This window comes from Streptomyces sp. NPDC001406 (genome assembly GCF_042895285.1).
GTDB lineage: Bacteria > Actinomycetota > Actinomycetes > Streptomycetales > Streptomycetaceae > Streptomyces.
On the sequence record NZ_JBIAWG010000011.1, the window covers coordinates 119,584 to 144,936 of the forward strand.

At 71.4% G+C, this 25,353-nt stretch carries 16 protein-coding genes, 1 tRNA gene and 2 pseudogenes; 9 read left to right on the top strand and 10 right to left on the bottom strand.

Annotation, left to right across the window (positions count from 1 at the left end):
* The first annotated feature begins 13 nt into the window (after positions 1 to 13).
* Complete coding sequence (locus ACFY1J_RS26490) at positions 14 to 532, top strand: hypothetical protein (RefSeq protein WP_390732075.1); 519 nt, start codon at positions 14 to 16, stop codon at positions 530 to 532.
* Positions 533 to 567: 35 nt separating this feature from the next.
* On the opposite strand, the gene ACFY1J_RS26495 is transcribed toward ACFY1J_RS26490, so the two are convergent.
* From ACFY1J_RS26495 to ACFY1J_RS26505, 3 genes are read right to left on the bottom strand one after another with little or no spacing between them, the layout of a single operon-like run.
* On the bottom strand, positions 568 to 1,074 hold the full coding sequence (locus ACFY1J_RS26495; RefSeq protein WP_390709450.1) for a winged helix-turn-helix transcriptional regulator: 507 nt from the start codon (positions 1,072 to 1,074) through the stop codon (positions 568 to 570).
* Positions 1,071 to 2,129 carry an LLM class flavin-dependent oxidoreductase gene (locus ACFY1J_RS26500; protein WP_390709451.1) on the bottom strand — a complete coding sequence of 353 codons (1,059 nt, stop codon included), beginning with the start codon at positions 2,127 to 2,129 and terminating at the stop codon, positions 1,071 to 1,073. The genes ACFY1J_RS26495 and ACFY1J_RS26500 overlap by 4 nt, the downstream gene beginning before the upstream one ends.
* Positions 2,129 to 2,644, bottom strand: a complete 516-nt coding sequence (locus tag ACFY1J_RS26505) for an SRPBCC family protein (protein ID WP_390709452.1) — start codon at positions 2,642 to 2,644, stop codon at positions 2,129 to 2,131. The genes ACFY1J_RS26500 and ACFY1J_RS26505 overlap by 1 nt, the downstream gene beginning before the upstream one ends.
* Before the next feature lie 295 nt (positions 2,645 to 2,939).
* Here ACFY1J_RS26505 and ACFY1J_RS26510 point away from each other — a divergent pair, with 295 nt between their 5' ends.
* A complete protein-coding gene (locus tag ACFY1J_RS26510) occupies positions 2,940 to 3,896 on the top strand; it encodes a hypothetical protein (protein ID WP_390709453.1) in 957 nt (318 codons plus the stop codon).
* A gap of 45 nt (positions 3,897 to 3,941) precedes the next feature.
* On the opposite strand, the gene ACFY1J_RS26515 is transcribed toward ACFY1J_RS26510, so the two are convergent.
* Complete coding sequence (locus tag ACFY1J_RS26515) at positions 3,942 to 4,826, bottom strand: NAD(P)/FAD-dependent oxidoreductase (RefSeq protein WP_390732076.1); 885 nt, start codon at positions 4,824 to 4,826, stop codon at positions 3,942 to 3,944.
* Between the two features lie 366 nt (positions 4,827 to 5,192).
* Entirely contained in the window at positions 5,193 to 5,372 is a 180-nt protein-coding gene (locus ACFY1J_RS26520; protein ID WP_390709455.1) for a hypothetical protein, read from the bottom strand.
* A gap of 193 nt (positions 5,373 to 5,565) precedes the next feature.
* On the opposite strand from ACFY1J_RS26520, the gene ACFY1J_RS26525 reads away from it, so the two are divergent.
* The 3 genes from ACFY1J_RS26525 (at position 5,566) to ACFY1J_RS26535 (ending at position 11,198) form a co-directional block, all read left to right on the top strand.
* On the top strand, positions 5,566 to 6,327 hold the full coding sequence (locus tag ACFY1J_RS26525) for an SDR family oxidoreductase (RefSeq protein ID WP_390709456.1): 762 nt from the start codon (positions 5,566 to 5,568) through the stop codon (positions 6,325 to 6,327).
* A gap of 129 nt (positions 6,328 to 6,456) precedes the next feature.
* Positions 6,457 to 9,684, top strand: coding sequence for a tetratricopeptide repeat protein (locus ACFY1J_RS26530; RefSeq protein WP_390709457.1), 3,228 nt, complete (start codon positions 6,457 to 6,459; stop codon positions 9,682 to 9,684).
* Between the two features lie 95 nt (positions 9,685 to 9,779).
* Positions 9,780 to 11,198, top strand: coding sequence for an FAD-binding oxidoreductase (locus ACFY1J_RS26535; protein ID WP_390709458.1), 1,419 nt, complete (start codon positions 9,780 to 9,782; stop codon positions 11,196 to 11,198).
* A gap of 13 nt (positions 11,199 to 11,211) precedes the next feature.
* Here ACFY1J_RS26535 and ACFY1J_RS26540 read toward each other — a convergent pair whose 3' ends face one another.
* Positions 11,212 to 11,550: a hypothetical protein gene (locus ACFY1J_RS26540; RefSeq protein WP_390709459.1), complete on the bottom strand. Its 339-nt coding sequence runs from the start codon at positions 11,548 to 11,550 to the stop codon at positions 11,212 to 11,214.
* Between the two features lie 383 nt (positions 11,551 to 11,933).
* Between ACFY1J_RS26540 and ACFY1J_RS26545 the strand changes: the two genes are divergently transcribed.
* The 4 genes and pseudogenes from ACFY1J_RS26545 (at position 11,934) to ACFY1J_RS26560 (ending at position 16,128) form a co-directional block, all read left to right on the top strand.
* Positions 11,934 to 13,163 (top strand): hypothetical protein, encoded by a 1,230-nt coding sequence (locus tag ACFY1J_RS26545; protein ID WP_390732077.1) that lies wholly within the window; start codon positions 11,934 to 11,936, stop codon positions 13,161 to 13,163.
* 144 nt (positions 13,164 to 13,307) lie between these two features.
* Entirely contained in the window at positions 13,308 to 14,705 is a 1,398-nt protein-coding gene (gene lpdA / locus ACFY1J_RS26550; protein WP_390709461.1) for a dihydrolipoyl dehydrogenase, read from the top strand.
* Positions 14,706 to 14,756: 51 nt separating this feature from the next.
* Positions 14,757 to 15,731 (top strand): alpha/beta hydrolase, encoded by a 975-nt coding sequence (locus ACFY1J_RS26555; RefSeq protein ID WP_390709462.1) that lies wholly within the window; start codon positions 14,757 to 14,759, stop codon positions 15,729 to 15,731.
* A gap of 45 nt (positions 15,732 to 15,776) precedes the next feature.
* Positions 15,777 to 16,128, top strand: a pseudogene (locus tag ACFY1J_RS26560) (DUF6924 domain-containing protein).
* Between the two features lie 50 nt (positions 16,129 to 16,178).
* On the opposite strand, the gene ACFY1J_RS26565 reads toward ACFY1J_RS26560, so the two are convergent.
* The 4 genes and pseudogenes from ACFY1J_RS26565 to ACFY1J_RS26580 all read right to left on the bottom strand — a co-directional run bounded on the left by ACFY1J_RS26565 (position 16,179) and on the right by ACFY1J_RS26580 (position 25,345).
* Positions 16,179 to 16,253: transfer RNA gene (locus tag ACFY1J_RS26565), tRNA-Met, on the bottom strand.
* A gap of 740 nt (positions 16,254 to 16,993) precedes the next feature.
* Positions 16,994 to 22,000, bottom strand: a complete 5,007-nt coding sequence (locus ACFY1J_RS26570) for a hypothetical protein (protein WP_390732078.1) — start codon at positions 21,998 to 22,000, stop codon at positions 16,994 to 16,996.
* Positions 21,997 to 23,628 carry a hypothetical protein gene (locus ACFY1J_RS26575; RefSeq protein ID WP_390709464.1) on the bottom strand — a complete coding sequence of 544 codons (1,632 nt, stop codon included), beginning with the start codon at positions 23,626 to 23,628 and terminating at the stop codon, positions 21,997 to 21,999. Before ACFY1J_RS26575 ends, ACFY1J_RS26570 begins: the two co-directional genes overlap by 4 nt.
* 233 nt (positions 23,629 to 23,861) lie before the next feature.
* Positions 23,862 to 25,345 (bottom strand): annotated as a pseudogene (locus ACFY1J_RS26580) (MFS transporter).
* Between the last annotated feature and the right edge of the window lie 8 nt (positions 25,346 to 25,353).

Here is a 25,353-nt window from a genome sequence, read left to right on the forward strand (position 1 = left end):
AGAAGGAGTCATGATGGACACCACCCCCCTCCGGGACGCCTACCGCGCGCTGCTGGACGCCGCCACCACCGTGGCCGGCTCCGGCGACCCGAGCCCCGTCCCGCCGGCCGGCGAGTGGAACGCAGACCAGATTCTGGCGCACGTCTCCGTCATCAATGCCGCCACCATCGCCACCGTCTCCGCTGTGGCCTCGGGAGCGAACACGACGTACGACAACCGCATCGCGCTCGACACCTGGACCATCGCACGCGTCATCGCGCGCGCCGGCGGCAACGCGGGGCTCCGGGACCGCATCCGCGCGCAAGGAGACGCCCTTTGCATGCTCGGCGGACCGATGCTGAGCGAGGCCGAACTCGACACACTCGTACCCACCCTGCTGCTGTCCGACGACACCCTCATGGTCGATCAGCCGATGCCGCTGAGGGACCTCATCGCGGGCCTCGCGGAAGTGGAGCTGCCCGGCCACACCAAGCAGCTCCTGTCCCTTCTGCCGGACGGCGCCGGGGCCGCCGGTGCCGCAGCCACGGCGTGACATTCCCGGTCCGCTACCGGGACACGCACAGGTCGCTACGACCGGGCGAAACGGCGCTGGATGTCAGGCCGCGTCCGCAGCCGCTCCGGGTAACCGGGCCCCATCCGCGGGGAGGTGTCCTCGGAGCGCATCGGCTCACCGCACGCCGAACAGACCGTCTCGGCGTGGGCGTCGTGGCCGCACACCTCATGGTGGAGGGTGACGGGCACGCCCTCCGCCCCCGCGAGCCACCTGTCGCCCCACCGTGTCATCGCGGCCAGGACAGGGAAGAAGTCCCGCCCCTTCTCCGTCAGCACATACTCATGACGGGGCGGCTCGCTCTCGTAGAGCCGCTTCTCCAGCAGGCCCTCGTCGACGAGGCGCCGCAGCCGGTCCGCCAGGGTGTTGCGGGCGATGCCCAGCTCCTGCTGGAACTCGTCGAAGCGACGGATGCCGTAGAACGCCTCACGCAGGACGAGGGCGGTCCAGGCGTCACCGATCACATCGACCGTGCGGGCGATGGAGCACGGCCAGTTCGCGAACGAGGGGCGCGCCGGACTCATGACTCTTCGCTCACTTCGCGGACCAGCTCGATCGCCCGTCCCAGAGTGTCGAGTTTGGCTTCCATGGTCTCCCCGGCCGGATAGAGGCGTACGGTGTCCACACCCGCGTCGCGCCACACACGCAACCGCTGCCGCACCATACCCTCGGTGCCGATGAGCGTGGTGGCAAGCACCATGTCATCGGTGACCAGGCCGGCCGCGCCCTCCCGGTCGCCCGCCTGCCAGCGTTCGCGCACCTCCGCGGCCACCCCTGACCAGCCCTGGCGGCTGTAGGCCCGGTTGTAGTAGTTCGTCGACGCCGATCCCATTCCGCCGAGGCTGAAGGCCAGTTCCTTCTTGCGGCCGGCGACCATGGCGCTGAGCGCCTCCTCGTCCGGCGCGAAGGCGACCTCGGCGCCCTGACACACGTCGAAGTCGGCACGGGTGCGATTGCTGCGGGCCAACCCCTCGTCCAGCGGGGCGAAGTAGGCGTCGCCGGCGCCTTCCGGTACGAAGCTGGTGCCGAGCCAGCCGTCCGCGACCGTGCCGGTGAGCCGGAGCATGGCGGGTGACAGGGCGGCGAGGTAGACGGGGACCGGATGTTCGGCCCGCAGGGACAGCCGCATCGGCTTGGCTTCCCCGCCGGGCAACGGAATCCGGAACTCCTCGCCCGAGTAGGAGATCCTGCCGCCTGCCACCACCTGCCGGACGATCTCCACGGTCTCACGGACCCGCACCAGGGGGCGGGCGAAGGGCACGCCGTGCAGGCCCTCCATCACCTGGGGACCGGAGGGGCCGAGGCCCAGCAGGAAACGTCCGCCGGAGAGATTGGAGAGGGTGATCGCCGCCTGCGCGAGCGCCACCGGGGTACGTGTGCCGACCTGCATCACGGCGGAGCCGAGCAGCATCCGTTCGGTGCGGGCCGCGTAGAAACCGAGGGCCGACGGTGCGTCCGAGCCCCACGCCTCGGCCACCCAGCACACGTCCATGCCCAGCTTCTCGGCCTCGACCACGAAGTCCGCCTGCCGGCTCCAGGAGTCGAAGCCCGACGCCTCGACCGTCGTCGCGGTCCGCATCAGGCCTCCGCCAGCTTCTTGATGTGTTCCAGGGTCACGCCGATGTTCCGCTCGAACTCGCGCATACGGACGAACACGATCTTCTGCTCCTTGTCCGGCATCGCGTCGATCGCGAACGACAGGCCTGAACGCCCCGGGCCCATCTGCATCCACTGCGTCAGCGACGTCCCGCCGCTCTCCGGTTCGAGCCAAAATCGCCAGACCGCGCTGGGCTCGTCCGGATCCTGCACCGCCCATGCGAACACCTTCGGGCGTTCGCACTCGATCACGGTGGAGGTGGTCTCCCACTCACCGAACGACTCATGCCTGCTGCGGCCCACGAACCGGGTGCCGACCGCCGGCCGGCCGACTCCGTCGAGTCCGTCGAGCCACTCCACCGACTGCAGTTCCTTGCTCATGCCCGGCATCAAGGTCACGTCCGACACCAGCTCCCACACCCGCGCCGGGGCGGCGTCGATCCAGGTCCTCACCTCGACGTTCGGCTTGTCCGCGTACCGCGCGCCAGTCCACTCCACCGTGAGCCGCCTCCTCACCTTCAAGGGTTCGGAGAGACAGAGTTTCGTAATGAGACTTTCCTGGTCAATAGCTGGGCTCGATGGTGCGCCGGCACCTCACACCACATATGCACCCAGTCCTGGACAACTCACCCACCGCAGATCGCCGGCCGGAGCGGACAGATCAGCCGCAGGTTGATGCATGGCGCGGACGCCCGTCTCGCCGTACGAGCAAGTAATACGCGCTGACACGTGAAACGGATAACGATCTCGGTGCGCACCTTGCGGAACCGCTCCTCCCATCTAGCCTCCGTGCATGGCATTCCTCTCAAGTCGTCGCAGAAGGGCACGCCTCGCCCCCGAGCTCGATGACGCTGCCCTCAGCAAGCTGCTCAAGTCCCTCCAGGCGACGATGAGCACGGGCACGATCGCGACGACGGATCTCTGCACAGCCCAGATCTCCCGCCTCCTGGACGCAGACACGGAGGACTGGGACCGCCGCACGCACCAGATGTCCGTCCTGGCGTACCGCCTGTCGGAATCACATGTGCCCCGGGCCTGGGCCACGCGTGAGCCGCGCAATGTGAGCGCGCTGGTGCTGCACGCATGGGCGCAGCTCGTACGCGGACGCTCGCAGGGGCACCTGGAGGACGCCGCCGCTGTCGCCGACGGCTGTTTGCGTGCTGCGGAACTCGCCCCGGCGGATCCCACCCCCTGGGTGGTCCTCCTGGGTCTGGCACGGCTGCAGCGCCTCAATCAGTCGGAGGTGTTCGGCCTGTGGAACGAGGTGCTGACGCGTGACCGCTGGAATCGCGAGGCGTACCTGAACATGCTGGCCTATCTGGGTCCGGAGGAAATGGGGTCGCGCATCCAGGTACTGGACTTCGTCGACGCCGTCCGCGCCCGCACCCCCGAGAACGCGCCCTGCGCCGCGACGGAACTCACCGCCCAGGTCATGCAGTACCAGTCCGTCCTCACCCTGGGCGGGGTGGAGGCGCTGATGGCGCGCAAGCACTGGGACCACGCACCGGCCGCCGAGGCCCTCGACCGCGCGGCCCGGACGTGGGCCCAGCCGGGGTTCTTCCAGCACGCCGCCGCCGTTGCCGACCTGAACCTGCTTGCGTACGCGCTGCTGGCCGCGGAGCGGCGCATCCTGGCCCGTCCGGTCTTCGAGGCGATCAACGGCGCCGTCGCCGCCTGGCCCTGGCGTGTCGGCGGCGATCCCGTCTCCGAGTTCGAGAGGGCGCGGAACAGGGCCATGGCCGGCATGTGAGCCTCTGCACGCCGGCCCCGGCGGTCGAGAAGGCCGGCATCGTCATCAGCGCCTCAGCCGGTCGAAGCCGAACGGTGTGAGGATTTCGGGGCGTCGGCCCGTGCTGATGTGTTCGGCGAGGCGATGCCCGGTGGCGGGTCCCAGGGTGACGCCGAGCATGCCGTGGCCGGTGGCCGCGAAGGCGTTGTCGTGGCCCGGGAGGCGGTCGATCAGCGGGAGGCCGTCGGGGAGGAACGGCCGGCCGCCGACCCAGGGATCGCGAATCAGGCTCACCAAGTCGTCGGGGTCGTCGAACCAGCGGCCCAGACAGTGCCGGCTCGCCATCGCCACGGCGACCACCCGGCGCCAGTCGAGACGGTTGTTGTTGCCGCTCGGTTCCATCGTGCCGGCGATCCGTGTGGTGCCGCCGATCGGTGAGGCGACGGCCCGGCGCTCGCCGAAGTACAGCGTGTGCCGGGGCGCGGGGTCCAGTTCCACCGAGAAGCTGTAGCCCTTGCCCGCCTGCAGGGGCAGCCGGTGCCCCAGGGCCGCCAGCAGGCGGGGCGAGCGCATGCCCGCCGCGATGACGGCCGCCGAGCAGGGAAGCTCGTCCTGGGTGGTGCGCAACGCGGTGACCCGTCCTCCCGTGGTGCGCAAGCCCGTCACTTCGGCGTTCTCGTGGACCTTCACCCCCGCGGCCGCGAGTGCCTCGCCGAGCGCATGCGCGAACGCCCCCGGATCGACCACGCCCTCGCCCTCGACGAGGTAGGCCGCCCGGATCCGCGGCGAGAGTGCCTCGTCCAACAGATGTGCCTCGGCGCCCGTGGTGATGTCGTCGGGCACCGGATAGTGGCCGTCCGCCATCTCCCGCTGGATCGCGAGGTGATGACGGGCCTCGGCCGGTGACAGGAACGCGTGCACCATGCCGGGCCGGGTCAGTGTGGTCGCCACCCCGGCCTCGCAACAGCCCGTCGAAGAGGTCGAAGGTGTCGTGGTTCAGCGCGGCGATCGCCGCGTAGCCGCGCCGGAACGCGGACGGTGTGCTGCTGCGCCAGAACCGCCACAGCCAGCGCGGGAAGTCCGGGTCGGCGAGCGGCCGTACATACAGCGGCGAGCCCGGGCGTCCGAGCGAGCGCAGGACATGGGCCAGGTGCTTGAGTGGTGCGGGGCCTGCGTGGAGACCTGTTGCGGCATACCGAGGGCCGACCGGCCGACGACGCCGCACTCGTCGTACTGGAGCAGCACAGCGGCCCGCACCGGGCGTCATGTCCCTCGTCCGGGTCGTCGGGCTGAGCAGTCGTGCTTGCCGGATGGGTACTACTCGCTCGGGTTCGCGTCACGGTCCTTCCGCCCTGCGCGGCGCACCAGCTCACCCGCCGTCAACGTCGCGGTGGCCACGGCTCGCGACCAGCGGGGCCCGCCTCGTGCCGCCCACACCACGCAGACACAGCCTCCAACGGCCAGCACAAGAACGCCCACCAGGACGAGCAGAATCATGTCGTTCCCCCTCACTGCGCTTCGGTCCCCGCAATCCTCTCAGCCCGCTCGGGCGACCGTCGAACCCGCTCCCGGCGCGGACGTTGCCGGTTGCCGGTCGCCATGAGCGGACCGGACAGCCGGGTCGGCAAGGAGCGATCAGCGGTTCGGCGGGCGACAATGGCAGTGAAGGCTGTCGCGGAGGTGATGCGCCATGCCTGCCGAACCGGCCGTTCCCCATACCCAGGGCCGACCTGATCTCGCCGACCAGACGGTGGTGGTGATCGGTGGCGGCGCGGGGATCGGACTCGAAACCGCACGCCAGGTCCGCGCGGGCGGTGGCCGGGTGATCCTGGTCGGGCGCAATCCCGAACGACTGCAACGGGCCGCGGACGAGGTGCACCCGCTCGGCACCGCGGTGTTCGACGCCACCGACGCCGACCGCCTGCGGAGCTTCTTCCAGGAGCTGTCCGGCCCTGTCGACCATGTGATGGTCACCGCCGGCGGCCCCTTCTACATGCCTTTGGCGGAGATGGATCTCGCAGCCGCCCGACGCGCCTTCGACGAGCGCCTGACCATCACGCTGGGGACCGCCCTCTACAGCCGTGGCAAGGTCCGGGCCGGTGGCACGCTGCTGTTCATCGGCGGCACCGGGGGCCGACGCCCCGGTGTCGGCAAGGCCGTCGTGTCCGCCGCCACCGCCGCTCTGCCCGCCCTCATCGCCAACCTGGCGCTGGAGCTGGCACCGACCCGGGTCAACCTCATCGCCGCCGGCTTCGTCGACACGCCCCTGTCGGCCTCCCTCCTGGGCGAAGAACTCGAGGCCCGGCGCGCGAAGTTGCGTGCCACGTTGCCCATCCGACGGGTCGTCGGACCGGCGGACGTCGCCGCTCTGGGCGTACACATCATGTGCAACGGCGCGCTCACCGGCGCAACGTACGACATCGACGGCGGACAGCAGCTGCTCCCTCAGTGAGGTTCCCTCGGTGCGCAGGGCGACGGACGCCAGTGTCGATGCTCCGGTAACAACACCGGAGAGCCCGTTCCCCCAGCTTTTCACGAGTCCCGGATCCGGTCCGGCGGTAGCCTTCTGGGGAGGGCAGCCATGGCCGAAGAGGTACGTATCCGGCTCCTCGGCGGCTTCGCTGTGGCGGTCGAGGGCCGCCCGGTCGCCGCCGGGGCGTGGCGGCTGCGCAAGGCCCGGAGCCTGCTGAAGCTGCTGTGTCTGTCACCGGGCCACCGGATGCACCGGGAGCGGCTCTACGACCTTCTGTGGCCGGATCTCGACGGGACGGCCGCGTCGAACAATCTGCACCAGGTGCTGTACGCCGTGCGGCGCGCACTGGCCTCCGCCGGGGCGTCCGGAGACATCGTCGTGCTGCACGACGACATGGTGCTGCTGGGCCCCGACGGCGGTGTGCGGATCGACCTCGACGAATGGGACGACGCGGCCCGGCGGGCCTCGTCCGGCGGCGGCGCCGCGGACTACCGTGCCGCGCTCACCCTGGCCGAACCGGGGCTGCTGCCCGAGGACCGTTACGAGCCCTGGGCGGGCGAGGCGGCCGAGGCTCTGAAGGCGCGGCGTACGGCCCTCAGACTGGGACTGGGCGAGGCGCTTGAGCGCGATCACCGCACGGCCGAGGCGATCGACGTGCTGCGGGCCCTGGTCGCCGAGGAACCCCTGCACGAGCCGGGCCACCGGGCGCTGATGCGGGTCCTGGCGGACGCCGGGCGCCGCCGGGAGGCGCTGGCCGACTACGAGTGTCTGCGGGACGCGCTCCGGCGTGACACGGGCGCCGACCCCGACCCGCAGACGCGCAGCCTCTTCCGTGGGCTGCTGGCCGACTCCGTCGAGGCCCGGGAGCAACGGCCGGAACCCCCACAGCTCCATCTGCCGGCACCGGCGACCGCCCTCATCGGACGGGAGCGCGAGATGGCCGAGGTGGAGCAGCAGCTGCTCGGACGGAGCCGGCTGCTGACCCTCACCGGGGCCGGCGGCTGCGGCAAGACCCGGCTGGCGCTCGCCGTGGCGGCCCGAAGGGGCGCCGACTTCCGGGACGGGGCCTGGTTCGTCGACCTCGCCGGGCTGACGGAGACGCACCTCGTCCCGGAGGCGGTCGCCGCGGCCCTGGGCGTGCAGCTCCCACCGTCCGGCGTGGGCCGCGACGCGCTGATCGCACAGCTGGGCGGCCGGGAGCTGCTGCTGGTGCTGGACAACTGCGAGCACCTGATCGACGCGTGCGCGGCCCTGGCCTCGGAGATCATGGCCCACTGCCCGGGCGTCCTCGTACTCGCGACCAGTCGCGAGCCGCTGCGCAGCTACGGCGAGCGCACCTTCAGGGTGCCCTCGCTGGGTCTGCCGGATCCGCACCAGGTGCCGCCGGTGGCGGAACTGGGCCGTTTCGCCTCGGTACGGCTGTTCGTGGAGCGGGCTGCCGACGCGGTCCCCGGATTCCGGCTGACCCCGCACAACGCGGAGGCCGTCGCGCAGATCTGTTTCCGGCTCGACGGGATGCCCCTGGCCCTGGAGCTCGCGGCGGCTCGGGTGCATGTGCTGGCCCCACGCCAGATCGCGGAACGGCTCGACGACGCCCTGGCCCTGCTCGGACGGGGCAGCCGGCGCGGCGCGACCCGGCAGGAGACGCTGCTGGCCACCCTGGACTGGAGCCACCGGCTGCTCGACGACGAGGAACGGCGCCTGTTCCGCCGGCTGGCGGTCTTCGCGGGCGGGTTCTCCCTGGCCGCGGCGGAGGAGGTGTGCGCGGACGGTGCCGGCGACATGCCGGTGCTGGACCTCCTCGGCAGGCTGGCCGACAAATCCCTGGTGTGGGTGGAGCCCCGGCAGGACGAGGTCCGCTACCGGCTGCTGGAGACGATCCGGCAGTACGCCACGGAGCGGCTGCGGGCCGCCGGGGAACTGATGACGACCGAGGCCCGGCACCGCCGCTTCTATCTGGCACTGGCCGAGGCGCAGGACCGCGAGCCGCCCACCGGAGTCACAGGGGCCACATCGCTGGAGCTGGAGGCCGACTACGACAATCTCCGTGCCGCCCTGCGCTCCTTCCTCCGCCACGAACCGGACAGTGCGCTGCGCATGGCCGTCGCGCTGCGACTGTTCTGGCCCGAACGCGGGCGCCTCGCCGAGGGCCGCCGCTGGCTGGAGGACACCCTGGCCGCCGCACCGGAGCCCACCCCGCAGCGGGCCCGGGCCTTGATGGGGCGGGCCGTGCTGGCGATCCGCCTGGGGGACGCCTCCTGCCTGGAGGACAACGCCGAGCAGATCGTTGCGATCCACCAGCGGTGGCCGGACCCGGCGGCGCTCGCCCGCGCCCACTGCCAGCAGGCGATCCTGCTCTGGATGTGCGGCGCGTGGGACCGTGCCCGCACCGCCCTCGACCGGGCCGGCACGCTCGCCCGCGAGGCGGACGCCCCCTCCGTCCTCGCCGTCGCCGCGCACCTCGAAAGCGTCTGGGCCGTCTGCCGTGGTGAGGGCACGGTGGCCCGCGAGGCCTGCGGAGAAGGCCTGCGGCTGCTGGACGCCGTCGAGGCAGGGACCGGTCGGTTCTTCCCGGTCATGACACCCGGATACGCGGTCACGGACGACGAGGCGGGACAGGTCACGGTGCTCTTCGAGGAAACGGTCCTGGCCGGTCGTGCGGTCGGCCCTTCCCGGGCACGCGGCTACCTCCTGGCGAATCTCGCCTGGGCGACCCGGCTGGAGGGCGACACCGGCGCGTCCATCTCTGCCGCCGAGCGCAGTGTCGACTGCTTCCGTACGCTCGCCGACCCGCACGGCGAATCCCTGGCCCTCAACGCTCTCGGCAACATCCACCGAAGCCGGGGCGACCACGACGCGGCAAGGAAGCACCTCGACGCGGCACTGGCGATCAGGCGCCGGCTCGGCGACCGCCGGGAGGAAGGCATCACCCTCGGCTGCCTCGGCCTGCTCCGGCTCGCCGACGGCGACACCGAAGGCGCACAGGCGACCTTGGCCCACGTCCTCGCGGGCTTCGAGGAGACCGACGACATCCCCGGCACCACCAACAGCCTGCTCCACCTCGCGCACGTGGCCCGGAGCGCCGGTGACACGACACGAGCCCGCACCCTGCTGACCCAGGCCCAGGACCTGGAACACGTCGCCGGTTCGACCTCCGCCACCGCCTGGGTCCACCTCATGCTGGCGCAGCTCCTGCGGCAGACGGGCGACCGCGACGCCGCCGAGACGGCCGCCGCCCGGGCCGCCGGCCTGTTCAACCGCCTCGGCGACGCCCGTGGCCCGGCCGTCCTGCGACGCACACTGCCACCGGCGCCCACCGGGCAAAGCGGCTGCTGAGTGGATGCTAAGAGCCGCTGCCTACGGTCCTGAGTACTGGTTCAAGCACCACCTTCACACCCACCCGCACTCTCACTCGTACCAAGGAGCCGACCATGTCGATCGACACGGCAAAGGGCATCCTGGGGGACGCCACCGTCGCCGAACTGGAAGCATGCCTGCGCGGCAGCGTCGTCCGCCCCGGCGACGACGACTACGACGAGGCCCGCGCCGTCTGGAACGCGGCCCATGACAAGCACCCGGCACTGATCGTGCGCTGCGCGGGGACCGCGGACGTGATGCGCGCCGTCGAATTCGCCCGCAGCCAGGACCTGCTCGTCGCCGTGCGCGGCGGCTCCCACAGCATCGCCGGCTTCTCGACCTGCGAGGACGGCATCGTCATCGACGTGTCGCCCATGAAAGGCGCCATCGTCGATCCCGTACGCCGCCGGGTGCTCGCCCAGGCCGGCCTGACCTGGGGTGACCTCGACCATGAAACGCAGGCCTTCGGCCTGGCCGTCACCGGCGGTCTGATCTCCACTACCGGTATCTCCGGCTTCACGCTCGGCGGCGGCGTGGGCTGGCTCCTGCGCCGCCATGGCCTGACCTCCGACAATCTGACGGCGGCCGAGGTCGTCACCGCGGACGGCCGCGTGGTGCGCGCGGACGAGCAGGAGCACCCCGAGCTCTTCTGGGCCCTGCGGGGCGGCGGCGGCAACTTCGGCGTCGTGACCTCGCTCGAGTACCGACTGCACCCGGTCGGGCCCCAGGTCCTGGCAGGCTTGATCTTCTATCCCGTCGATCAGGCCCGGCAGGTCGTCACGGGTTGGCGCGAGCTGACCGCAAGCATGCCCGACGATCTGACGACGCTGATCAACCTGACCACCGCCCCTCCGCTGCCCTTCCTGCCCCCGGAGGTCCACGGCAGCCGCATCGTGGTGCTGGCCGGCATGTACGCGGGCGACCCCGCGGCCGGTGAGGCGGCCGTCGCTCCGCTGCGGACGCTGGGGACACCCATCGCCGACGTCATGGGACCCATGCCGTACACGGCCATGCAGACACTGCTCGATCCGCTGTGGACTGCCGGTGCCCACAACTACTTCACGTCGGCGTTCATCGAGCCGTCCGACGCCGCGCTCGACGCCGTACTGCGGCACCATCTGACGTCGCCCACGCCCGCAAGCGAAGTACATCTGCACCAACTGGGCGGTGCCTTCGCCCGGGTGCCCGCCGGGTCCACGGCGTTCAGCCAGCGGGACGCGAGCGTGCTGTGCAACGTGGTCGCGCGTTCCGCCGACGCGACGGACTTCGACTCGCATGTCGCATGGGCCCGCACCGCCCGCGAGGACATCGCACGCCACGGACGCGGGACGATGTATGTCAACTTCACCGGCGACGGCGCCGAGGACAAGGTGCGCGCCTCGTATCCGGACGCGGTCCACGAACGGCTCGTGCGGGTCAAGGACACCTACGATCCCACGAACCTGTTCCGACTGAACCAGAACATCCGCCCCTCAGGGGGCAGTCGGGGGTGAATGGCACGCCCCGTCAGCGCTGCATCATCATCATGGTGCAGGTGACCGTGGTCTTCCCGTTGGGAGTCTTGACGACCCACTTGCTCCCACTGAGACCGCCGAGGTCGAACCGCCCCATCTTGCTCGTGGAGACGGTGCCCGAGGAGGATCCCGAGTAGGTCACCTTGGTGCCGCCGGGGAAGCCCACGCCCCAGACGTGATACTTGCCGTTCGACTCCTTCTCCACATGACATGCCGCGCGGGACGTGGCGCCGGGCGCGACGCCGGTGGAGGCGTGGACGGCAGCGGCGGGGCCCACCGCGAGCGCGGGGGTGACGAGGAAGGCAAGTGCTGCGAGACGAGTCCGGTTCATGATTCAACCTGCTTTGGGTGCTGTCGATGCGACCGGTGGGGCGTGACGGCTCCGTCACCCGCGGCAGCGGTCGCACAGAACACCGAGGCCGGAATCCTCGCTCCATCACGCCGTGCGCGTATCACCCCACATGGACGATGCATGCCGTTCGCTTCACGAGGCATTTGTGAGGTCTGATACGACTCCCATCGTATCGTCCGGCATGTCGCCCAGCATCTCGCGGATCAGCAGGGGCCGGGCCCTCAACTGCCCACGAGCGCCTAAAGAAACGGTGTCTTCAGGAACCCGCGGCGTGCGGAGTCCCTCTGCAGAGATGACGCTGCGCAGCGCCCGCGTCCTCGGCCGTCCCGACGCCGAAGGCGGGCGGACGGGAAGGACGGATCGTGCGGAACCGGGAGACGGCGGCGGCCGTGCCCAGGGACGGGGCGCGGATCGGCCGGATCGGCCGCTATCCGGTGCGGTGGCACAACGTGCTGCTGACCTTGTGGACGGCCGTGTGGTTCGTCGTGGCCGAACGCCATGGAGGCGTGTCCTGGCACTATCTGAGAACCGGCCAGCAACTGCTGTTCAACCAGGTGCCCGGCGGCGGTCTCGCGCTCTACGCCAACCACCCCGAACTGCAGATAGGGCCGGTCAGCTTCCTGGTCGCCGGGCTGTTCGCACCGTTCCCCGCCGACGTGGGCGAGAAACTCGCCGACGCGTTCATGTCGGGCCTGGGCCTGTACTTGCTGGTCATGGTCGGGCGGGCCGCCGCCGACCACTACCGCGGCACCGGGCTCAACCACAAGCGCCTCCAGCAGCGCGTGCTGGTCGCCGGTGCGGCCTTCATCCCCATGTGGGTGGAGGTCTCGGTGCGATTCGCGCACCTCGACGACGTCCTGGCGCTGTTCTTCACCGCGCTCGCCGTGCGCGCGCTGGTCCGCGGCAAGGCCACCGCCGTGGGCGTGTTCCTTGCGCTGGCCGTCGACTCCAAGCCGTGGGCGGTCGGCTTCCTGCCCCTCCTCCTGGCACTGCCGCGCCCCGCGCGTCTGCGCGCCGCCGCATGGGTCTTCGGCCTGGTCGCCGTGGCCTGGCTCCCCTTCTACCTCAGCCACATGGAAACCCTGGCCGCGGCCCGCTTCACCATCCCCAACCAGCCCGCGTCGTCCCTCCGCTGGTTCGGTGTGTACGACACCGCCACCCCTTGGTGGGACCGTCCCGCCCAAATGGCCCTCGGCATCGCCCTGGGGACGCTGGCCGTACGCCAAAACCGCTGGCCGGCGGTCGTCCTGCTCGCCGCCGACGCCCGTATCGTCCTGGACCCCAGCGTGTACACGTACTACAACGCCTCGGTCCTCCTGGGCACCCTGATCTGGGACTCGATCGGCCAACGCCGGCTGGTCCCCTGGGTCAGCTGGATCGCCCTCATCTCCCTGTACGGCAGCGCCCTGCTGATCCCCTCCGCCTCCACGCGAGGCCTCATCCGCCTCGCCTTCGCGGTGGGCTCCGCCGCGTACGTCCTGTGGTGGCCCCAGCGCACACCCCGGGGCAAGCGCCGCGGCAGACGGTCACAGGATCCACCGACGACCCCGGCGGCGGTCACCCATGACTGCCTCCCTCGGCACGCACGGTGAGGCCTCCTCGAACTCCCGCTCCGGAAGCAGCCGCTGCACGGCGAGATCGACAACAAGCCACGCGGCACGAGCCGGAGGTAAACTACCTGGGTGTCCGGGCTGTCACGTGGCCGCGAACAGCACCAGCCTCGGTGAGGTGGAGCGATGAGCACGGACGTCGATGTCGTGGTCCTGGGCGCCGGCCCGGGCGGATATGTGGCGGCCATCCGCTGCGCCCAGTTGGGACTTCGTACGGCCGTCGTGGAGGGCCGGTTCTGGGGCGGTGTCTGTCTCAACATCGGATGCATCCCGGCCAAGGCCCTGTTGCGCAATGCCGAGGTCGCGCAGTTGTTCCTGCATGACGCCGAGAAGTTCGGGGTGAAGACGAGCGGGGACGTCACCCTGGACTACCGCACCGCGTATGAGCGAAGCCGTGTGGTTGCCGAGGGGCGCGCGAAGGGCGTCTCCTATCTGATGCGCAAGAACAAGATCACGCAGTTCGAGGGCCAGGGCACCTTCCTCGACCCCCACACCTTGCAGGTGCGGATGAGCGACGGCGAGGAAACACTGTCCTTCCGCTCCTGCATCATCGCGACCGGCGCGACCGTGAAGCTGCTTCCCGGCACGAGGCTCGGCAGGCGGGTCGTCACCTTCGAGGAACAGATCCTCGCCGACCACCTCCCCGCAAGCCTGATCATCGCGGGCGCGGGTGCCATCGGAGTCGAGTTCGCCTATCTGTTGCGGTGCTACGGCGTCGAGGTGACCTTGGTCGAGTTCCTGGACCGCATCGCGCCCTTGGAGGACGAGGAGGTCTCGGCGGAGCTCACCAAGCGCTTCAAGCGACTCGGGATCAACGTGCTGACCTCTGCGCGCGTCCGGTCCATCGAGGAGGCCGAGGACCGCGTCCGCGTGGTGGTCGAGCGGGGCGGCAGCCCCCAGGTCCTGGAGGCGGAGAAAGTACTGCAGGCCACCGGCTTCCAACCGCGCACCGCCGGCTACGGCCTGTCCAGCACGGGGGTGCGGCTCACCGAGCGGGGCGCCATCGACGTCGACGGACACTGCCGTACCAGCCGGCCGCACATCTACGCGATCGGCGATGTCACGGCGAAGCTGATGCTGGCGCACACCGCCGAGGCGATGGGCATCGTCGCCGCCGAGAGCATCGCCGGCGCCGAGACCATGGAGCTCGACTACCGCATGATCCCGCGCGCCACGTTCTGCCAGCCCCAGATCGCCAGCTTCGGCTGGACCGAGAGCGAGGCCCGCGCCGAAGGCTTCGACGTGCGCGTGGCGAAGTTCCCGTTCACCGCCAACGCCAAGGCACACGGATTCGGCGACACGGTCGGATTCGTGAAGCTGATTGCTGACGCCCGCTACGGCGAACTGCTCGGCGCCCATCTGATCGGCCCGGACGTGACCGAGCTCCTGCCGGAGCTGACTCTGGCTCAGCAGTGGGATCTGACGGTGACCGAGCTGATCAGGAACGTCCATGCGCATCCGACGCTGAGCGAGGCCGTACAGGACGCCCTGCACGGCCTCGCCGGACACATGATCAACCTTTGACCAACCAGCAGTGAGGCAAGGACATCACACTGTCGTTCTGGGAGGTTCGTCATGCAGCACCTGCCCCCGCCGCCCACTCCTCAGCTGGAGCCCGCGGCGAAGGAACTCGCCGACGCCACCGCACCCCACCCCCGCATTTACGAGATCCCGCCCGACCAGGGGCGAGACCTCCTCGCAGGCCTGCAGACCGGGGAGGGCGTGGAGAAGCCCCCCATCGACGAGGACTCGGTCAGCGTCGATGCCGGGCATTGGGGCACCGTCCGGGCCCGCATCGTCAAGCCCAAGGGCGCCGACGGCCCCCTGCCCGTGATCCTCTACATCCACGGCGCCGGATGGGTCTTCGGCGACGAGAACACCCACGACCGCCTCGTACGGGAACTCGCCGTGGGCGCCGACGCCGCGGCGGTCTTCCCCGTCTACGACCGCGCCCCTGAGGCCAAGTACCCGACCCAGAACGAACAGAACTACGCCGTCGCCCAATGGGTCGTGGCCCACGGAGCCGACCATGGCCTCGACGCCTCGCGCCTGGCCGTGTGCGGCGACTCCGTCGGCGGCAACATGTCCGCGGTCCTCGCCCAGATGGCCAAGGACCGCGGCGACGTCCGCCTCGCCGCCCAGGTGCTGCTCTACCCGGTGACCGACGCGAACTTCGACACGCCGTCGTACCTGCAGTTCGCCGACGGCTACTACCTCACCCGGGACGGGATGATGTGGTTCTGGGACCAGTACACGACCGACAACTCCCAGCGCAAAGAACGCTATGCGGCACCACTGCACGCCTCACTCGACGACCTGAAGGACCTTCCACCCGCCGTGGTCATCACCGACGAGGCCGATGTACTGCGCGACGAGGGCGAGGCCTACGCGGCACGTCTGCGTGAGGCCGGCGTCCCGGTCACCGCCGTCCGCGTCCTCGGAATGGTCCACGACTTCCTGATGCTCGACAGCCTCCGCGACTGCTACGCCACGAATGTGGCCCGCCGAATCGCCGTAGGCGCGCTGAGAAACGCTCTGCACGGCAAGTGAATGACGCCGGCGCTGACGCCTGTCACGTGGTAGTACGGTCATCGAGTGATTGAACTGCCCGGCAGTACAAACGCGTTGCTGGTACGTACCGACTTCTCCGTCCCACCCTCATGGGAACGGTTGCAGGCAGTCCTGGCCACTCCGACCGAGGACGGATTCCTGGCCCACGTCGATTTCGTCGACGACCCCCGGTTCACCGGGTTGACGTGTGAGCAGGCGTTGACGCTCCTGCCGTCCGACTACCAGCACCCACTACTCGTCCTGGCGGACACGACAACCCTGAGCTCACCAGAGCTGCCGCTCCTCGTCGTTGACCTGCGCGAACCTCTCGATCTCGAACATGTACTTCGAGGAGTTCGCTGCGATCGTCGACAAGGACGGTGTACTGCGGGACTGACGATCCGCCGAACGAGGAAGGGTCCGGCTGATGCCGGACCCTTCGTCTCGTAGCGGGGGCGGGATTTGAACCACGCGACCTCTGGGTTATGAGCCCAGCGAGCTACCGAGCTGCTCCACCCCGCGTCGGTGACTCCACAGTACGCCACACCCATATGGCCCGCAGGGATTTTCCCGATGCAGTGCCTCCTGGGCTGCCGCCTACCCTGTTCGCATGTCGCGGAACGAAAGCATGGTGCGGCTCATCGCACCACCGACCGCACCCGTCGACGCCCGCGGTGACTGGACCGCCGTCGAACGCGAACTCGGCGTCCGACTCCCCGACGACTACAAATGGCTGGTCAACACCTACGGCTGGGGGGGAGTTCTGCGACTGTCTCTACCTGCAGACCCCATTCGGAGCGAACCATCACAACGGCATCGCGTGGCACCCCACTGCGGGCGCACTCCTGATCTGGGGCACCACCATCGACGCCGACCGACTGTGCTGGGCCACCGACGGAGCCCCGGAGCAGTGGCCCGTCGTGGTGCAGAGCGGCGAGGGCTGGTGCGAGACCCATCTCATGGGAGCCGCCGAGTTCATCGAGGGCTGGGCCCGCGGGCAGGTCAGCTCCCGCTTGCTGGGAGACATGGAGCCGGATCTGGCGCCGTGGTTCAACGCCTTCCGTCCCCGCACCCATCGGTGTCTGCGTCTGTCCGAAGGCCCGTTCGCCCACTCCGAGCGCTTGCGACGGCTGCGCGAGGCACTGGCTCCCACCACGGACCGCGGCACATGGCGGTCGGAGCACGGCGACATGGGACAGGACCACTTCGCCACCACCGAGACCGACTGGCAGCTCACCTACGACATGTCCCACCCGGGGGCCTCAAACCCCGTTCAGGCGGGTGAAGATGTCCGGCCACGGCGTTCCGAAGTCGCCGCGGCCGGCCCAGGACGCGGTGCGGCGGAGGGGTTCCAGGAGGGGGGTCGGGGTGTTCGGGTGGCGCATGAGGGCGTACAGCTCCGGGGAGATGTCGCCGAGCGTCTGAGCGGCGACCTCGACGAGATGGCGGGCCATCCACACGTCCCGCTCGGCGTAGTCGAGGATCACTTCCTTGAGCACGGCCCGTTCCACCCGGCTGAGGATGCGCAGATAGGGGCGCCAGGTATTGGCGGCGGGGTTGCGCCACTTCTGCTGGGGCCGGGGGTCGGCCTCGTTCATGGTGCGGATCGCCGTGTCCAGCAGGTCCTGAGCCCGGGTCGGGTGTCCGGCGCCGGACAGCCGCACGGCCAGGGCGGGCAGGTGGCGCAGCCGACGGCGCCAGCAGTGGGGGCGGGCCTCCTTGTCGTCGGGCGGCAGATGGAGGCCGAGTGGGGCGAAGGCGAGTTCGTCGACGCGTGCGAGGGAGGTGTGCAGGGCGGGCGTGGACAGGTCGGCGAAATGGGCGTGCAGGGCCACCAGGAAGAGATGTGCCTCGTGGCCGGCGAGGACGATCTGGCGGGCGTGGTGGTCGGCCGGGTCGTAGTGGCGCAGTTGCTCGCTGCCGAGGGCGACGATCTCTTCGATGACGGGGGTGAGGACGCGCAGCGGGTCCTCTGCGCGCCACAGGCCGTTGGCCCTGGGCAGGTGCGCCATGGTGAGGTCCATGATCTGGCGGCGGTAGGCGGCTTGCCGGGTGGTACGCAGTTGGTCCGCCGTGTCCTCGGCGGTCGCCGGCACCAGCAGGCCCCAGGAGACCAGCAGGAGGCGCAGCCGCATGCCGGCCAGCCAGTCGGGGCCCGGGACGCTCTGCAGGTGTCGCGCGATGGCATGCAGTTCGTCCAGGTGGGCCGGGTCGTCCAGCCCGTTTCTGAGCAGGTCCCGGTCCAGTTCGGCCAGCCGCCGCAGACCCTCGCGGCGCCCGGAGACGGCGGCCTCGGCGCGCAGCCAGCCGAGGAGATGACCGGAGCCGTCGGCGGCCCTGCGGGCGACCGCCTCCCGCAGCCGGGCCGTGGCCGGATTCCGGGCGCCGTCGGTGGCGACGAGCGTGAGCTCCAGGGCGAGTCGGGCGTGCGGGTGACCGCCTCCGGCCGCGGCCGCGGTCAGCGCCGGGGACCAGGAGGGGGCCAGCCAGTGCGCGAGTTCGCCCGGCCGGGGCTCGACGGGCTCCTCGGTCCCCGGGTGGATGCAGTCGGCGACGGTGGTGCTGGGGAGCGGCACCTTGTCCGTGTCGAGCGCCTTGGCGATCAGGCCGGTGACGCCCGTTTCCCGGTCGGTTCCGGGCGCGGCACGCAGGCGTGCTCGGCACCAGGCGCGCGCCGCGCGCGGGCCCGGGAGGTCGCCGGGTACGGCCAGCAGCGGCGCGACCAGGTACTTGGCGCCGTCGGCCGCGGCCACCGGGGAGCCGACGGCCGCGGCAACGGTGTCGAGGACCTGGTGAACCGTCTGTTCGCCTTCGGTGCCCAGCAGTTCGGCGACGCCGCGCAGCAGGGCGCGGTCGGTCACCGTGGTGGTGCCGCTCGCCAGCGCCTCGGCACAGGCGACCGCGATGTCCAGCGGCACGACCTCTGCGCGGCGGGCGGCCGCCCAGGCGACGGCCGCGGCGACGATCAGGTCGTCGAAGGCGCCCGCCCACGGTTTCTCCTGCGGCAGCAGGGCCAGCTCCGCGGGCCGTCTCGCGGCGCTGGCCGCATAGGTGGCGGGCTGCTCCTCGGTGAGCCGGGCCAGGGCGTACAGGGCGCGTTGGTAGACCGTACGGTCGCGGAAGCGGGCGGCCGCCTCGATCAGCCGGTCGCAGCCCCGCGCGGTCGCCTCCGGATCGGCCGCGTCCAGTGCCAGCAGCAGCTGGACCAGGGCCCCTCCGGGCGGCAGGCATTTCAGGGACTGCGCATCGGGAAACCGCAGCAGCCGGATCTCCGCGACGAATCCGGCCGCGACGCGGGGCTGTTGCCGGGCGAGGTGGATGAGGGCGGTCAGCACGCGGCGGCGGGTCTCCTCCTCGCCCCGGTCCCACAGGGTGCGCAGGAGCACGGGCCAGGCGTACCAGGCGGGCTCGCTGGTGCCGTTGAGAACCGTCAGATAGGTCACCGTCTCCACGGGATCTGCCGTGGTCAGGACGCGGGCGCCCTGCTCGACGGCCTCCTCGGGCGGCCGGCGCAGACCGGCGTGGATGCGCAGGGCGGTCAGCCGGGACACCGCCTCGTCGGCGTCGAGCAGCGCGCCCAGCGGCGGATACCAGTCGTAGGAGCCGTCCCGGTCCGCGGTGTGGAAGGCGTGCCGGACGGCCTCGGCCAGGAGCAGGTCCTCCGGGCGCTTGGCCACGCGTGCGGCGGCCAGTGCCAGCGCGCCGGATCCTGAGTGGCTGAGGGCCCGTCCGGCCGCGTATTCGGCGAACGCCTGGTGGTGGAATGCGAGGTGATCGCGCTCGAGTGCACGCAGCACACCGCGGCGCAGCAGAATGGACAGGATCTTGTCGCCGTCACCCGGTGGGATGCGCAGCCGCTTGGCCAGGACGTCGCGTGCGCCGGTGCGCGGCAGCTCGGGTTTGCCCGCGCGGAGCATGGCCAGCCCCAGGAGGCGAGTGGCCGCGGACAGGTCACGTCCCGCCTCGGGTCCCGTCGGACCGGTGTCGCCGACCGTGTGCCTGGTATCGGCGACGACCCGGTTCTCCCAGTAGTGGTCGAACAGGCCGGTCGCGTCCAGGTTCTCGTCGCCAGGGCCGGTCGGAGCGTACAGGTCGAAGATCATGCGCAGGGACAGCGGATGCCGGACCAGTTGTCCCAGGGGCAGGCCGCAAGCGACGGCCCCGGCGAGAATCCGGCGCATCTGTCCGGCGCGGGCCGGATCGAGCGGGCGGGCCGCCGCCGTGCCGACCCCCTGGCGTGGCGCCGGGTCGCCGGGCGCCCGGCAGAAGACGCGCAGGTGTGTGTCGACCGCCCGGCCGAGTTCCGAGTCGGGGGCCCATCCGTCGCGGATGCCCGCATCCGCCTCGGTCCGGCCGTCCTCGTAGCTGCCCAGATGCCGTTTGCACAGCAGCTCGGCGATGCGATGCTCGGTCCCGTCGGCGTACCGCTCCTCCAGCATCCGCGCCTCCGCCGACCGGCAGGCCAGGACGACGGCCACACCGCTCGCCCGGACGTCCTTGGCCACCGTCACCAGCCGGTCGGCGTCCACGGAGTTGTGCATCAGCAGGTCGGCGGTGTCCAGCAGCAGGGCCGGCGGCCGCCCCGGCTGCTCCCGCTCCAGCCGCTCCCGGTACGCCTCCAACCCCCCGAGCAGCGCGGGCACGCCGAGGTCGGCGGGCTGGTCCGGGCCGCCGAGCAGGGCGGCCGCGGAGATGGTGACCACGGCTCGTCCCTCCTCCAGGAGGGCGCGGCGCAGTCCCCACAGCACACAGCTCTTGCCGCTTCCGGGGTCCCCCAGCACGGCGACGGCCCGCCGGTCTTGGCCGGCCCACTGGGCTCGCAACTGGTCCAGTAGTCCCTCTTGTTCGTCGCGGGTGACGTACAGGTCCGACAGCCGTACCGCCGCGACGTCCGGGGACTCGGTGCTCGGGAGCACCGCCTCCAGGGTGCGGACGGTCCGCCGGTCGACCGCCAGCAGCGCGGCCTCCGCCTCCTCCGGCCGCTCAGCGGACCGGGCCGGGGTGACGGGTCCGGGCGGAGCGAGGGGCGTCCCCGTGTCGGGCGCGCGCAGCCGGTGCTGCTCCAGCAGCGCTCCACCGGCGTGCGCCGCGAGCCGGAAGAACCACCAGCGCCCGGCGGGCAGGAGGTTGTCGTAGGTGGTGAATCGCAGGGCGGTGGCCTGGAGGCTGAGGAGGAAGTGGTCCGTCCAGTGGTCGCGCCAGGTGTCCGGGACCGATTCCGCGCACGCTCGGCGCACCGCCGCGACCAGCTGTGCCGACTCCGGCACGATCCGTCCCAGGTCTTGGTCCGACGGGTCCACCAGGTGGCGCAGCAGGGCGAGTTCCTGCTCGTCGGGGAGTTTCTCGCGCACCTTCGGTGCCAGCGCCGACAGCAGCAGGGTGGCTATGTCCCGGGACAGCGGGGCGTCCTCGGCGAAGGTCGCCAGGTCGATGAGCCGGAAGCCGTCGTACCGGACGCGTCCGTGCCGGTACGGCACCATGACGTTCTGCAGATGCAGGTCGCCGTGCGCCCGGCCTCGTACGACACTGACCTTCACCACGGGGATCCCCTCCGACCCGGCGGCCATGGCCAGCGGGTTGGGCAGGACATGCCCGTCGACCTCGATCCAGGGCGGGGTGGGGGCCAGGGCCGCGATGCGGGCGCCGTAGGCCCGTGCCGATCCGGCTTCGGAGAGCAGCGCGCCGAGTTCGCCCGTGAGTACGTCGGCGGCGGTGGTCGGCACGGCGGTGCCACCCTGGATCCCCTGGTTCCAGCCGGTCAGCAGCCACCGGGTGAGGTACGCGCACGCCTCATCGAGATGCTGTCCCGCGAGCCCCGCCAGTGTGTCCACGTCACGCAGACTGCCGGCAGCGGGGGCCTGGAAGGTCAGCAGGCGTCCGTCGCCCACCGGCCACGGCCGGAACGCCTGCCGCGCCACCCGGTCGCCGCCGACTCGCTCCGCGCGGGTGTGCGCGTCCGGTTCGGACCGCTGGTCGGCGGCGCACACCTTGACCACCACGTCCCCCACGCCGGGGGTGACCGTCACGGCGGTGAGCAGGGCGCCGGTGGCGCTCTCGCCGGAGGGGCGCCAGCGGGGCTCGACCGGGAGGACCGTACCGCCGTGCCCGCCGTGCCGGGCCCAGTCGACCAGGGCGCGTCCCGCCGCCGCGTCGTCGAGCAGGTCCGCGAGTTGCGCGGCCGTGTCGACGTCGTCCGGTCCCTCGGCCGGTGGTGCCGACGGCTCGGGGCCCGGTGCGCCGTCGGCGGAGCCGGTGGGCGTAGGGGTCATCGGGTCGCCTCCAGGTCGTCGGGGGCGGTCGGGTCGAGGAAGGTGCCGATGGGGAGCAGCGCGCCCCATTCCCGGACGGGGCAGTCCCACATCGCCGGGAAGTCGAAGGCCGCCGTGATCGCGTGGTGGACCGCGTCGTCCACGGTGCCGTGCGCGCCGTGCGGCGCGTCGAGCACCTGCCGTACGAACGCCTCGGCCACCGGGGTGTCGTTGAACTCCCCCACCGTGGCGAGCAGTTCGACCGTCCCTCTGGCGAGGGCGAGGACGGCGATGCTGACCGGGTCGGTCATCGCGCGCCCGGGGATTCCCCAGCAGGTGACCGGGTACAGCCGCCGCGGCGGGAGACCGCGCAGGACGTCGGCGGGGAGCAGCCAGTTCTCGCCGTCCAGTTCCAGGTAGTGGCCGGTGCCCGGGCCCGGGCGTCCGTGGCAGACGACGATCACCGTGTGACAGCCGGCGCCCAGGCGTTCCTTGACCGAGCCTGCGTCGATGGGCCGCTCCAGCTCGCGCCCGGGGACCGCAAGCGGTTCGTGATGGGTGATGTACGGGCTGCGCCAGAAGACGGCCGGCGCCTCGGACGGGCCGGCCGGGCCGCGCCGGCGCAGCACGCGCTGCAGGAAGAGGGAAGGGCGCACGGCGAAGCGGGCGGCCTGTCCGAGGACCAGCCCGTCGCGCAGCGGTACGGCACCCCACGGTACGAGCCACAACTCGCCTACCGGCAGGAGCAGAAGCCTGTGCTTCCCGGGCTGGGCCAGCTGGTCCCGCAGTTGTTCGGGGACGAGATCGGCCAATGCTGCCAACTGCCCCGGGAGCAGGGCACTGCGTTCGGCGCTGTCCTCCTGCAGCACGGCCAGCAGCCGCCGGCAGGGCTCGGAGAGCGGAGCGCTGCCGAGGACCGGGCGCCCGTCGGCGGTGTGCCACAGCCAGTGGACCCGGTCCGGTGCGTCGGGATCCACGACGAGTCGGAGAGCGTGACAGCCCGGCGGCAGATCGCGGATCAGCTCGGCACCGTCCTCGGGGGGTGGGAGATACACGCTCGCCAGGACGTCCTCAAGCGCCTCCTCGGCCGGCTCGCGCAGACCCTGCGGTACCGCGAGGGCCCCCATCATGCGCAGAATCCGCCGGCGCCGGTCCGTGCCCGGCGGCAGGACGGGGCCGTGCCCCGGGCCGCGCCGGCCGGCGGCCCAGCGCTGGTCGGCGTGCACGATCATCTGCTGCGCGAACTCCGCGTCGGTCACCGAAGCGGCGTCCGGGGGCGCCTGGGCGGCCGCGTCGTCGAACGCCCGCCGGTGGGCGTCCGGTTCATGCCGGTTGTCCTGTGGTACGACCTTGGCCACGAGGTTCAGGTCGTCGCCGCCCGGGGGTGGCAGTACGAGGGAGGCGACGAAGGCGTCGGTGTAGCCCCGCGAGGTCCATGGGGCGGCGGGCAGGGACACCGTCCAGCCGGAGGTGCGGCGCCACCGGGCCAGGCCCTGGGCGGCGTCCTCCCCCACTAAGTCGGCGAGTTGCCGGTCCGTTTCGCCGTCGGCCGCCCGCGTCTCCACGCCACCTCCGCATGCGCCGGTGTCCAGGCAGATCAGTGTGTCAGATCGGGCGCGGCGGGACATCGCGGTCGCGGCGGTGTGCATACGTTCGCACTAGGCTGCCGGTCACCGGCCACGGCGGGCCGCGGGGAAGGGAGTTGGCCGGAGGAGCGACGGTCCGCAGGGCACGCGAGGACCGGCCGGTCGCCACGAGTTGTACTCAGAGGACGCCGTCATGGGTGCCGCCGACCGTGCTGGAGGCGGAGTTGACGATCGTCCGCCAGCTGCTGGTGGTGGACCGCCGGACCGCGCTGATCCGGGAACCGGGAACCGGGTCACTATCTGCTGTCCTTCACCGAGGGCACCTTCGAGCCGTTCGACCCTGGCCTCTCGTTCCGCATCTCGTGAAGGGGCTCGGCCCGGCCGGGGGGTTGCCCGCCGTCTGCGTTGCCGCCGTCGCCGGCCATGTGAGCAGCCCAGGGGCCTGAGGTCAGGATGCCCAGGGCGAGGATGGCCAGACCGCAGCCGACGATGATCCACCAGACGGCGGGGCGCGTCCCGGCGGCGATCACGGCGCCGCTCATCGCGATGCCGAGCGCGGCGCCGACCTGACGGCTGGTCGCGGCGATCGCGGCGGCCACCCCCGCCTGGGCCCGCGGCAGACCCGAGACCGCCGTGTCGGTGATGGGTGCGTTGACGAATCCGAAGCCCAGTCCGAACAGCGCGTACGCCGCGTAGAGCAGGATGCCCGTGCCGTCCCCGGAGCGAGTGGCGGGCACCGCCAGCGCGCCGCCGGCGGTGATACCGGCGCCGGCGATCAGCAGCGGGACGCGCGGCCCGCGGCTGCCCCCACCATCCGCCCGGACAGGGGCGGGCACAGCAGGCACAGCACGGCCATCGGCAGCAGGCGCACCCCGGCATCCAGCGGACTGAGCCCCAAGTCACCTTGCAGATGGAGAGCGTTGGCGAACAGGAAGCCGCCGAGCGCGATGAAGGCGCAGACCGCCATCACCGTGGCCCCGCTGAAGGATGCGCTGCGGAACAGACGCGGGTCGATCAGCGGTTCGTCACGTCTCCTCTCGTACGGCACGAGCCCGGCCAGCGCACCCGCCGCGGCGATCAGGCAGCCCACGATGACGGGTGAGGTCCAGCCCCGGCCCGGCGCCTCGATGACGGCGTACGTCAGCGTGCCGAGCGCCGCGATCACCAGGAGTTGGCCCACCGGGTCCACCCGGCGGGGCCGTGGCGCACGGGACTCCGGTACGTACAGGGCGGCGAGGACCAGCGCGGCCAGCCCGATCGGCACGTTCAGCCAGAACACCGACCGCCATCCGGCGATCTGCACCAGCACGCCGCCGAGGATCGGTCCGGCCGCCATGCTGATGCCGACCACGCCGCCCCACACGCCGATGGCCCTGGCCCGCTCCGACGGCCGCGGGAACGCGTTGGCGATGACGGCCATGGCGACCGGGGTGAGCATGCAGCCGCCCAGGGCCTGCGCCATACGGAAGACGATCAGCCAGTTCAGCGCCGGTGCCAGGCTGCACAGTGCCGATCCGACGGTGAACAGCACGAGCCCGAGTTGGAAGACGCGCCGTCGGCCGACCCGGTCGGCCGTGGAGCCGGCGCATATCAGCAGCGAGGCCAGCACGATGGTGTACGCGTCGAGGGTCCACTGCAGGCCCGCCACGGAGCAGTGCAGGTCTTGCTGTATCGAGGGCAGGGCGACATTGAGGATGGTGGTGTCGAGGCTGACCAGCAGGACGCTGAGACAGCAGACGGCCAGGACCAATGGCGGTCTGCCGCGGTCGGGTTCGGGCACGGGCGGCC

Excerpts from the sequence above, each read along its gene's own strand:
- ACFY1J_RS26490 (WP_390732075.1), top strand. The coding sequence starts at position 14 with ATGGACACCACCCCCCTCCGGGACGCCTACCGCGCGCTGCTGGACGCC.
- ACFY1J_RS26495 (WP_390709450.1), bottom strand. The coding sequence starts at position 1,074 with ATGAGTCCGGCGCGCCCCTCGTTCGCGAACTGGCCGTGCTCCATCGCC.
- ACFY1J_RS26500 (WP_390709451.1), bottom strand. The coding sequence starts at position 2,129 with ATGCGGACCGCGACGACGGTCGAGGCGTCGGGCTTCGACTCCTGGAGC.
- ACFY1J_RS26510 (WP_390709453.1), top strand. The coding sequence starts at position 2,940 with ATGGCATTCCTCTCAAGTCGTCGCAGAAGGGCACGCCTCGCCCCCGAG.
- ACFY1J_RS26520 (WP_390709455.1), bottom strand. The coding sequence starts at position 5,372 with ATGATTCTGCTCGTCCTGGTGGGCGTTCTTGTGCTGGCCGTTGGAGGC.
- ACFY1J_RS26525 (WP_390709456.1), top strand. The coding sequence starts at position 5,566 with ATGCCTGCCGAACCGGCCGTTCCCCATACCCAGGGCCGACCTGATCTC.
- ACFY1J_RS26530 (WP_390709457.1), top strand. The coding sequence starts at position 6,457 with ATGGCCGAAGAGGTACGTATCCGGCTCCTCGGCGGCTTCGCTGTGGCG.
- ACFY1J_RS26535 (WP_390709458.1), top strand. The coding sequence starts at position 9,780 with ATGTCGATCGACACGGCAAAGGGCATCCTGGGGGACGCCACCGTCGCC.
- ACFY1J_RS26540 (WP_390709459.1), bottom strand. The coding sequence starts at position 11,550 with ATGAACCGGACTCGTCTCGCAGCACTTGCCTTCCTCGTCACCCCCGCG.
- lpdA (WP_390709461.1), top strand. The coding sequence starts at position 13,308 with ATGAGCACGGACGTCGATGTCGTGGTCCTGGGCGCCGGCCCGGGCGGA.
- ACFY1J_RS26555 (WP_390709462.1), top strand. The coding sequence starts at position 14,757 with ATGCAGCACCTGCCCCCGCCGCCCACTCCTCAGCTGGAGCCCGCGGCG.
- ACFY1J_RS26570 (WP_390732078.1), bottom strand. The coding sequence starts at position 22,000 with ATGACCCCTACGCCCACCGGCTCCGCCGACGGCGCACCGGGCCCCGAG.
- ACFY1J_RS26575 (WP_390709464.1), bottom strand. The coding sequence starts at position 23,628 with ATGCACACCGCCGCGACCGCGATGTCCCGCCGCGCCCGATCTGACACA.